Consider the following 636-nt stretch of genomic DNA (forward strand, 5'->3'; position numbering starts at 1 on the left):
TATGCGCCCGTAGCTCAATTGGATAGAGCGTTTGACTACGGATCAAGAGGTTAGGGGTTCGACTCCTCTCGGGCGCGCTTTTATTAACGGGAAGTGGCTCAGCTTGGTAGAGCACCTGGTTTGGGACCAGGGGGTCGCAGGTTCAAATCCTGTCTTCCCGATTTTCCAAAAACACGGGGCCTTAGCTCAGCTGGGAGAGCGCCTGCCTTGCACGCAGGAGGTCAGCGGTTCGATCCCGCTAGGCTCCACTTATTTTAATATATTTTATGGCGGTGTAGCTCAGCTGGCTAGAGCGTACGGTTCATACCCGTGAGGTCGGGGGTTCGATCCCCTCCGCCGCTACCATAAAGGACCTTTAGCTCAGCTGGTTAGAGCAGACGGCTCATAACCGTCCGGTCGTAGGTTCGAGTCCTACAAGGTCCACCACTAAAGCTTTATATCTCGGAGGTATACCCAAGTTCGGCTGAAGGGATCGGTCTTGAAAACCGACAGGCGGCGAGAGTCGCGCGGGGGTTCGAATCCCTCTACCTCCTCCATTTTTTAAAAAAACATTATATTGTCGCGGGGTGGAGCAGCACGGTAGCTCGTCGGGCTCATAACCCGAAGGTCGCAGGTTCAAATCCTGTCCCCGCAACC

The 636-nt window shown here is 54.6% G+C and carries 7 tRNA genes; all 7 read left to right on the plus strand.

The features are described 5' to 3' along the window. Positions 1 to 3 precede the first annotated feature (3 nt). The 7 genes from JDS99_RS30860 to JDS99_RS30890 all read left to right on the plus strand — a co-directional run bounded on the left by JDS99_RS30860 (position 4) and on the right by JDS99_RS30890 (position 634). Positions 4 to 77, plus strand: a tRNA-Arg gene (locus JDS99_RS30860). Positions 78 to 87: 10 nt separating this feature from the next. Next, positions 88 to 161: transfer RNA gene (locus JDS99_RS30865), tRNA-Pro, on the plus strand. A 14-nt stretch (positions 162 to 175) separates the two neighbouring features. Beyond that, positions 176 to 248 (plus strand) — tRNA-Ala (locus tag JDS99_RS30870). A gap of 20 nt (positions 249 to 268) precedes the next feature. Further along, positions 269 to 345 (plus strand) — tRNA-Met (locus tag JDS99_RS30875). Positions 346 to 349: 4 nt separating this feature from the next. Further along, positions 350 to 426: transfer RNA gene (locus JDS99_RS30880), tRNA-Ile, on the plus strand. A 17-nt stretch (positions 427 to 443) separates the two neighbouring features. Further along, a tRNA-Ser gene (locus JDS99_RS30885) sits at positions 444 to 536 on the plus strand. Between the two features lie 24 nt (positions 537 to 560). Then, positions 561 to 634, plus strand: a tRNA-Met gene (locus JDS99_RS30890). Positions 635 to 636 lie beyond the last annotated feature (2 nt).

Origin of the sequence: Bacillus cereus group sp. N6, assembly GCF_016483705.1 — a bacterium.
Lineage (GTDB): Bacteria > Bacillota > Bacilli > Bacillales > Bacillaceae_G > Bacillus_A > Bacillus_A wiedmannii.